Below are 8,762 nucleotides of genomic sequence, written 5' to 3' on the forward strand. Positions count from 1 at the left end.
ACTGGCGGCCGGCCTGTCCTCGATCATGTGCGTGGTGCGCCAGCGGCCGAAACGATAGTAGGCCGCCGCCAGTACAAGCGAGCTGATCGAACCCGCCGGGAAGCTCCACCACAACGCTTCCTCGCCGATCACGCCACGCATGAAATAGGCAAAGCCGGTGCGCACGACCAGCACCGAAATGACCAGGATGATCAGCGGCGGCATCACGGCACCCGTGGCTCGTACGGTGGCAAACAGCACGATGGTGATGCCGAACAGGATGAACGACCACGAGGCGACATTGTTGATGTGGACGGCGATGTCGATCGCCGCGCTGTCGCGGCTCAGGAACAGGCTCAGCACCGAACGGTCGAAAACCGACAGCACGGCAACCAGTGCGCCGGTCAGGACGAGGTTGAAGCCGACGCCTGAGGCGGCGATGCGGCCGATCCGGTCCCAGCGCCCGGCGCCGACATTCTGTGCCGCCATCGAGGACACCGCGGCGCCGATGGCGAGCGCCGGCATCTGGATGTAGGTCCACAGCTGGGCGGCGATGCCGTAGGCGGCGGCGACCTGTGAGCCGTAGGAATTGACTATGCCCATCACCGTCAGTGCCGCCGCCGAAATGACGATCATCTGCAGGCCCATTGGCACGCCCTTGAAGACGACGATGCGCAGCAAGGTGGGATCGGGCCGCAACAGAGCGAGATTGGCGCCGGCCAGCCGCAGCGGATGCTTGCGCACATAGAGAACGATCAGGATGGCGATCACGCTTACCGTCTGGCCGATCAGCGTGGACGTGGCGGAGCCCGCGATGCCGAGTTCGGGAAACGGTCCGATGCCGGCGATGAGCAATGGGTTGAGCACGATGTCGAGGACGACGGCCAGCGCCATGAAGAAGAAGGGCGTGCGTGAATCGCCGGCACCGCGCAGCACGGTCATGACGAAGGACAGAAGGTTCATCATCGGCACGGCGACGAAGATGATGCGCAGATAGGAGCGCGCCAGCGGCAAGGCGTCGGCCGGTGTGCCGAGCGTGTTGAGAATGGCGTCAACCCAGATCCAGCCGCAGACCGCGAAGACAACCGAGACGAGGAAGAAGAATGTCGCGCTGGTGCCGACAATGCGGCGCGCCTCGGGCAGGTCGCGGGCACCGACCGACTGGGCCACCAGAATGGTGGCCGCCATGCCGATGCCGAACACAGTGCCGAGGATCAGGAACAGGACGAGGTTGGCGTTAGAGGTGGCGGTCAGCGCCGATTCGCCGAGAAAACGGCCGACCCAGACGGCGTTGATCGAGCCGTTGAGCGACTGCAGCACGTTGGAGCCGAGCACCGGCAGGGCGAACAGCAGAAGCGTGCGCGGGATCGGGCCGCTGGTCAGGTCGCCGGTGCGCCGGCGCGCGGGCATTTTTTCGTCCATGGCGGGCAACTCGGCGGATGGTGATTTGGATCCAGTCCACGATGATATCGCAGGCGGGACCGAGATGCACCCTTGCGAACGCGCGGCTGAAAGGCCGCTGCCCCGTTCATGCCTGCCGCGAGCCCAGCGGACGCGCCAAGCGCGCCCGCCCGTGCAGTGGCCGTTACTTCCCGGCGAGACCCGGCAGCGTGACCTGATAGACCAGGAACATGGTGTCGACATCGGCGCCGTCTTCCGCCTTGTAGGGTGCGCCGACCTGAAAACCGTCCTGGGCGAGGAAGTCGTTGTCGTTGGCGACGAACAGGAAGTAGTCGTCGGGCAGCTTCGGATCGAGAACGCTGACCACCGACATCGCCTCCCACTTCTCCGACAGGTTGTTCTTGTCGTTCGGCGCGCCATTGTGCAGGCCGAAGCGGCCGAGTTCGCCCTTGTCGTTGATGTCGATGAACGGCGTCAGCTTGGCCGGCATCACCGACGGGTCGAGCACGCCCTTGGGCGCCAGCGGCTTGTCGGCGGCATCGAAGGCGCCGCCGGCGATGTCGGTCGCGGCCGAGACGTCGACGACGAAGATCTGGCGCACCAGCGAGGTGTCGCCCTTCAGCCCCTGGCCGTTACCGCTGTCGCGCGCCAGCATCAGGAAGGTCTTGTCGGAGAGCGCCACGATCTCGCTCTGCGCGGCGATCTTGGTCTTGCCCTTGGCATCCTTGAACACCGGCAACGGCACGACATACTCATGCGCCAGTTTGAGGTGGGCGAGGTCGGACGCGTCATAGACCAGCGCACGCGTGTTCTGGCGCGTCGCGGGCGAATCGCCGCCATCCTGCCGGGGCGCCGATTGCAGCACCGCGATCAGGAACTTGCCGTCCGGCGTCATCGCCATTCCCTCCAGGCCCTGGTTGTTCTGGCGGCCGGTCTCGGGGTCCTTCGGATCGGGCTCGGCGGCACCGGGTCCCGGATTGTCCGAGGCGAAGTTCGGCGTGCCGTGGCGCATCGGCACGAAGGCGGCCGGTGGCTGGGTTGCCGACAGCAGATGCCCGTCGGCGGAAAACCGATAGATGTTCGGGCCGTATTCGTCGGAGATGAACATCGAACCATCGGGCAGCCGCACGATCGCCTCGTTGTCGAGCGCCAGCTTGCCATTGTCGGCTTGCGGCAGGATCGGCATGTCGCCGCTTGCCGCGCGCACGCCGTTGAGTGGGTCGAGGCCTGTGGCATCAGCCCCCTTGTCGTCGGTGAGAAGCATGGTGTCGGCGAGCGTTGCCTTGACGCCCGTCTGCTCCTGGCCGGCAGCAGGTGCAGCGCCCGGTGCGACCGGAGCAAATTCGATGGCGATCGTGTTGAGGCGCGGCCGGTAGTCGGTGGTGCCGACGACATTGTAGCCACGGTCCGGCAACAGCCAGAGCGAACCCCTGTAGCCGGCGGTGTCATGCGTCCAGCCTGATGCGTCGATCGCCATGCCGGAACCCGAGCCGAAGGTCTCGCCGAACTTGTCGCGCTGAGCGGCCGGGATGCGGCCGACGCCGACCAGCCCCTTGTTGACGAGGCCGCCGACGGTCGCGGTGCTGTCGGCGAGCGCCGGCGCCAAGGCGGTGAACAAGGCCAGCGCGACGCCAAGCGACGCGGGTCGATACAGGTGCTTCATGGATAATCCTCTTTGTGACGGATGTGCCGGAGCGGCCGGGGGACGAAAAACTGAAAGAGGTACGACATCGATGATGTTGCGCAAGCCTCCCCGAAACGCGGTCTACGGCGCGAACATGATGCTTGCGTGACAGCGCGCAGTGCATGCCGGCGGTCGACGAAAAACGATGCGCGCGCGCCGGCACTGGACACTTATGTCCAGTGGATATATACTCCAGTCTTCGGACCAACCGTGGAGGGGAAGCCTTGAAGTCGCACTACCGCGCAGTCGTCATCGGAGGTGGCGTGGTCGGAGCCTCGGTGCTCTATCACCTGACGCGGTTCGGCTGGAGCGATGTGGCGCTGATCGAGCGCGCAGAACTGACGGCCGGTTCGACCTGGCACGCGGCGGCAGGCTTCCATGCGCTCAACGCCGATCCCAATGTGGCGGCGCTGCAGGACTACACCATCAATCTCTACCGGGAGATCGAGGCCGAATCCGGCTGGGATATCGGCCTGCACATGACGGGCGGCGTCAACATCGCCAGCGATCCCGCGCGCTGGGAGTGGCTGAAATCAGCCTGGGCCGTGTTCCAGTCGGTCGGCATCGAGACCGCGCGCCTGGTCACGCCCGACGAGATCAAGGCGATCTGCCCGATCGTCGACGTCAACGGTGTTCTTGGCGGCCTGCATGATTCCAACGAAGGCCATCTCGACCCGTACGGTACCACGCATGCCTATGCGGGTGCTGCGAAGAAGCGCGGCGCCGACATCATCTTGCGCAACCGGGTCGTCGAGCTGAAAGCACGTGCCGACGGGCGCTGGGACGTCATCACCGAGCAGGGCACCATCATCGCCGAGCATGTCGTCAATGCCGGCGGGCTGTGGGCGAAGCAGCTCGGCCGCATGGCCGGCGTCGACCTGCCGGTGACGCCGATGGAGCACCACTATTTCATCACCGATGACATTCCGGAGATCGCAGCACTTGACAGGGAAATCGGCATCGCCGTCGATCTCGACGGCTTTTCATACCTGCGGCAGGAGCGCAAGGGTGTGCTGCTTGGCGTCTATGAGCAGAACCCAAAGCACTGGAACATGGACGGAGCGCCGTGGGATTACGGCATAGAGCTGATCCCGGAAGACATCGACCGCATCAGCCCGGAACTCGCCAAGGCGCATGAGCGCTTCCCTTGCCTGGCGACGGCCGGTATCCGCAAATGGGTCAACGGCGCCTTCACCTTCACGCCGGACGGCAATCCGATTGTCGGGCCGGTGCGCGGCCTGAAGAACTACTGGGTCGCCTGCGGCGTCATGGCCGGTTTCAGCCAGGGCGGCGGCGTCGGCAAGTCGCTGGCCGAATGGATGATTTTCGGCGAACCGCAGGCCGACATCTTCGGCATGGATATCGCTCGCTACGGTGCCTTCGCCGCCAACCGCGAATATCTCAGGCAGACGACGCGCCAGTTCTATTCGCGCCGGTTCGTCATGACCTTTCCCAATGAACGGCTGCCCGCCGGCCGGCCGCTGAAACGCCCCGGCGCCTATGACGGCATGAGCGCGGCGGGATGCGAATGGACGGCTTCCTGGGGGCTGGAAATCCCGGCCTATTTCGCGCCGATGGGATTTGCCGAGAGCACGACGCTGCGGCGCTCCAACGCCTTCGACATCGTCGGCGAGGAGGCGCTGCAGGTGCGGCGCGCCGCCGGCCTCGTCGATATCTCGGCCTATGCGCGCTATGCGGTGTCGGGGCTGGGTGCGGAGGCGTGGCTCGACCGGCTGCTCGCCTGCCGATTGCCGAAGGCGGGGCGGGCCGGCCTGGCGCCGATGCTCGGCCATGACGGACGGCTGAAGGGCGACCTCACCGTCTTCAACTGGGGCGGCGGCTCTTATTGGCTGATGGGCTCCTACTATCTCCGGGAATTCCATATGCGCTGGTTCGAGAGCCATGCGGCGGAGGGCGTCACCATCGCCGACCTCTCCGACACGATGAGCGGCTTCCTGCTCACGGGGCCGAATGCGCGGGAGATTCTGGAGCGCACGACGCATCAGGATGTTTCCGGCGCAGCATTGCCGTTCATGGCCTGTGGCGCATTCGACATCGGTATGGTGCAGGCACGTGTGGCGCGGCTGTCGATCGCGGGCGAACTCGGCTTCGAAATCAGTTGCCCCGTGACCATGCACGCCACGTTGCGCGACACGCTGCTGGCTGCGGGCGAGGATCTGGGCCTTGCTGAAATCGGCTACTATGCGCTCAATGCGCTGCGGCTGGAGAAGAGCTTTGGCATCTGGTCGCGTGAATTCACGCAAGGCTATACGCCGGGCCAGACCGGTCTCGACCGCTTCATCGCTTTCGGCAAGAGCGACTTCATCGGCCGCGAAGCAGCGTTGAAACAGCGGGAGGCCGGCAGCGGCCAATGCCTGGTGACGCTGGAAATCGATGCGCTCGACGCCGATGCCAGCGGTTTTGAGCCTGTCTGGCATCAGGGCCGACGCGTCGGCTTCGTCACCTCGGGCGGCTATGGCTATACGGTCGGCAAGAGCCTGGCGCTGGCTCTGGTCGACCGCGATTTCGCGGGCGAGGGCACCGCGCTCTCCGTGCATGTCGTAGGTGAGGAACGGCCGGCGCGTGTCGTCGCGGCCTCGCCCTACGATCCCCTGGGCAAGGCAATGCGGCAATGAGGAGGATTTCCGATGGTCGATGACGCGGCACGGGACGGCAGGCGCGAGCGCCGGCGTGGACGCACGGGCGAGGCCGGTAGCGAAAGCAGCCGCCGTCCCAATTACCATTCGCTGAAGAACCCGTTCCTGCCGCAGCCGATCTTTTCGGACGACCAGGTGGCTTCGATCCACGACACGGCGCTGCGGGTGCTGGAAGAGCTCGGCATCAAGGTGCTGCTGCCGCAAGCGCGTGAGCATTTTGCCAATGCCGGCGCCCTGGTCGATCCAGACACCGACATGGTGCGCATCGGCCGTGACATGGTGACGGCGGCACTCGCCTCGGCGCCGAAGTCGATCCACGCTTACGCCGGTTCGCGCGCCCGCGATCTGACGCTGGAGCTCGGCTCGATGACCTTCCTGGCCGGGTGCGGGGCGCCGAACGTCACCGATCTCGAGCGCGGCCGGCGGCCGGGAACACTGGCGGATTTCGAGGATCTGATGCGGCTGGTGCAGCATTTCGATGTGCTGCATATGCTGGGGCCCTGCATCGAACCTCAGGATGTCGACAACCGCTTTCGGCACTATGCCGTCAACCGCGCGCAGTTGACGCTGTCGGACAAGCTCCCGTTCGTCTTCGCGCGCGGAACGCCGCAAGTCGAGGACGGGTTCGAGATGCTGCGGCTGGCGCGCGGCTTGTCGGAAGAGGAGTTTCTGGCAAGCGCGCATTGCTACACCGTCATCAACACCAACTCGCCGCGTCAGCTCGACATTCCGATGGCGCAAGGCATCATCGATTTCGCTCGCGCGGGGCAGGTCTCCGTCATCACGCCGTTCTGCCTGGCGGGCGCCATGGCGCCGATAACGGTCGCCGGCGCGCTGACGCTGCAGCATGCCGAAGCGCTGGCCGGGCTGACGCTGGCGCAGATCGTGAGGCCGGGTGCGCCGGTCGTCTACGGCTCGTTCTCCTCCAATGTCGACATGAAATCCGGCGCGCCCGCCTTCGGCACGCCCGAGCACGTCAAGGCGACGCTGGGCGCCGGCCAACTGGCGCGCTTCACCGGGCTGCCTTGGCGGTCCGGCGGCGGCAGTGCGGCCAACATCTCCGACGCGCAGGCCGCGCACGAGACGCAGTTCGCGCTGTGGGGCTCGGTGCTGGCCGGGGCGACGATGTGCATCCATGCTGCCGGCTGGCTGGAGGGCGGCCTCAGTGTCTCCTTCGAGAAACTGATCACCGACATCGAGGCGCTGCAGACGGTGGCTGAACTTTGTGCTGCGACGCCCGGCGACACCGACACGATTGGTTTCGAAGCTATCGCCGAGGTGCAGCCGGGCGGGCATTTCTTCTCGGCCAGCCACACCGTGGCCCGCTACCGCACCGCTTTCTACGAGCCGCTGGTGGCGGACTGGTCGAATTTCGGCAACTGGACGCAAAGCGGCTCGAAGACGGCGAGCGAGCGCGCCACCGGTGTCTGGAGGCGGGTGCTTGCCGATTTCGCGCCGCCGACCTCGGCCGTCGCCACATCAGGCGTGCTGGACGAGTTCATCGCGCGGCGCACGGCAGAGGGCGGAGCGGCGCCGGTGTCTTGAGGCTGGCTCCCGCTGATCGCCCTGGTTGTGGCGTGATCCGGAACCTATAGCGCCTCCCGCGCATTCAAGGCTGCGGCCGGTGCACTGCGCACCGGTGTGCTGTTTGAGGGGAGGACGACATGGGTTTCGACCAGTATCACGAACCGCCTGAAGAACTGTCGCAGGAGGTGCGGACCTTTGCCCGCATGATCACCTCGCTGATCGAGGAGGCGGAAGCGATCAGCTGGTACGAACAGCGCATGTCGGTGGAGAAGGACCCGCAGGCGCGCGCCATCATGAAGAACGCGCAGGGCGAGGAGTTCAAGCATTTCGGCATGGATCTCGAATTCCTGCTGCGCCAGAAGAAGGACTGGCGCGCGGAACTGAAGGAAATCCTGTTCACCACGGGCGACATCGTCAAGGCCGGGGAGCGAGGCGAGAAGAAGGTGGACTAGGGTATGTCGATATTCAGGTGAGGCCGGCCTGCAAACGACGGCTTTCTGCGCTTCCGGTGCTCACGGACCCGAATGTCCGCTCCGCTCCGGTTCTCAAAAGCCATCATTTTCGGCTCGGCCTGACCTGAATCTCAACACACCCTGGCTCAGCGTTTGACAAATTCGCCAGGTCCTGCTGCTGCGATTAATCGCTGTCGCGCGCGACCAGTTCCAGCGGCCAGACCTCGCGGATGATCCGCGGACCCTCCGGGCCGGCGAAGGCGGGAAGCGACGCCAGCAGCATTTCCGCGAGCCGTTGTCCCATCGGCTCCAGCGCCGGGCGGAAGGCGGTCAGGGCTGGCGAGAAATAGCGGCAGAGCGGCGTGTCGACGATGACGGTCACTGCCATGTCGTGACCCGGCCTGATACCCATCTCTGCCAGCGCCTTGCAGCCGCCCAGCGCCATCGCGTCATTGTTGAAGATGATGGCGGTCGGCGGAGCCTTGGAGCGCATCACCTGCGGCGTCACCCCGTAGCCGCCGGCCTCGTTGATGAAGCCGGACGCGATCAGCTCGGGGTCGACCTCGATGCCGTGCCGCCGCAAGGCCTTGCGATAGCCGGCCAAAAACAGATAGCCGAAATTGAGGTCGAGCGACGGGCGGACGGCGGCGATGCGGCGGTGGCCGCGCGCCACGAGGCGGTCGACCGCGTCGGCGCCGGCCTTCTCGAAATCGAGGTCGAGGGAAGGGTAGGACTTGGTTCCGGAGCGGCTGCGGCCGAGCGTGGCGAAGGGAAAGCCGGCCTGGGTGAGATAGTCGATGCGTTCATCCTCGCGCCGCGTCCAGGCCAGCAGCACCGCATCGGCGCGGCGCGTCTCGACGACGCGGCGCAGGCGCTCCTGCTGGTAGTCGCCCGGCGCGCCCATGACCACGGTCAGGTCGAGCCCGCTTTCCGCAAGCCTGGCCTGCAGCCCGATCAGGAACGGAATGAAGAACGGCTCGCCATATTGCTGGTCGCCCGGATGCGGCTGCAGCATGAAGGCGATCGAATGGGTGGCGCCTTGCCGCAGACTGCGGCCGGACT

At 65.8% G+C, this 8,762-nt stretch carries 6 protein-coding genes; 3 read left to right on the forward strand and 3 right to left on the reverse strand.

The features are described 5' to 3' along the window. Positions 1-1,389 (reverse strand): MATE family efflux transporter (locus EN991_RS13075; protein ID WP_245460957.1); only part of this gene is annotated, 1,389 nt, incomplete at its 3' end. 175 nt (positions 1,390-1,564) lie between these two features. Then, entirely contained in the window at positions 1,565-3,043 is a 1,479-nt protein-coding gene (locus EN991_RS13080; protein ID WP_013530985.1) for an esterase-like activity of phytase family protein, read from the reverse strand. 245 nt (positions 3,044-3,288) lie between these two features. Between EN991_RS13080 and EN991_RS13085 the strand changes: the two genes are divergently transcribed. From EN991_RS13085 to EN991_RS13095, 3 genes are all read left to right on the forward strand, one after another. Continuing rightward, on the forward strand, positions 3,289-5,700 hold the full coding sequence (locus EN991_RS13085; protein ID WP_063168294.1) for an FAD-dependent oxidoreductase: 2,412 nt from the start codon (positions 3,289-3,291) through the stop codon (positions 5,698-5,700). 12 nt (positions 5,701-5,712) lie between these two features. Further along, a complete protein-coding gene (locus tag EN991_RS13090; RefSeq protein WP_127368904.1) occupies positions 5,713-7,266 on the forward strand; it encodes a trimethylamine methyltransferase family protein in 1,554 nt (517 codons plus the stop codon). 119 nt (positions 7,267-7,385) lie between these two features. After that, the gene (locus EN991_RS13095) at positions 7,386-7,700 is read left to right on the forward strand and encodes a hypothetical protein (protein WP_013530988.1); all 315 of its coding nucleotides are present in this window, start codon (positions 7,386-7,388) and stop codon (positions 7,698-7,700) included. A gap of 184 nt (positions 7,701-7,884) precedes the next feature. On the opposite strand, the gene EN991_RS13100 is transcribed toward EN991_RS13095, so the two are convergent. Further along, positions 7,885-8,762, reverse strand: an 878-nt coding sequence (locus EN991_RS13100; RefSeq protein ID WP_127368905.1) for a substrate-binding domain-containing protein, incomplete at its 5' end; no start/stop codon positions are given.

The organism is Mesorhizobium sp. M7A.F.Ca.US.005.03.2.1 (assembly GCF_003997795.1).
GTDB classification, from domain to species: domain Bacteria; phylum Pseudomonadota; class Alphaproteobacteria; order Rhizobiales; family Rhizobiaceae; genus Mesorhizobium; species Mesorhizobium ciceri.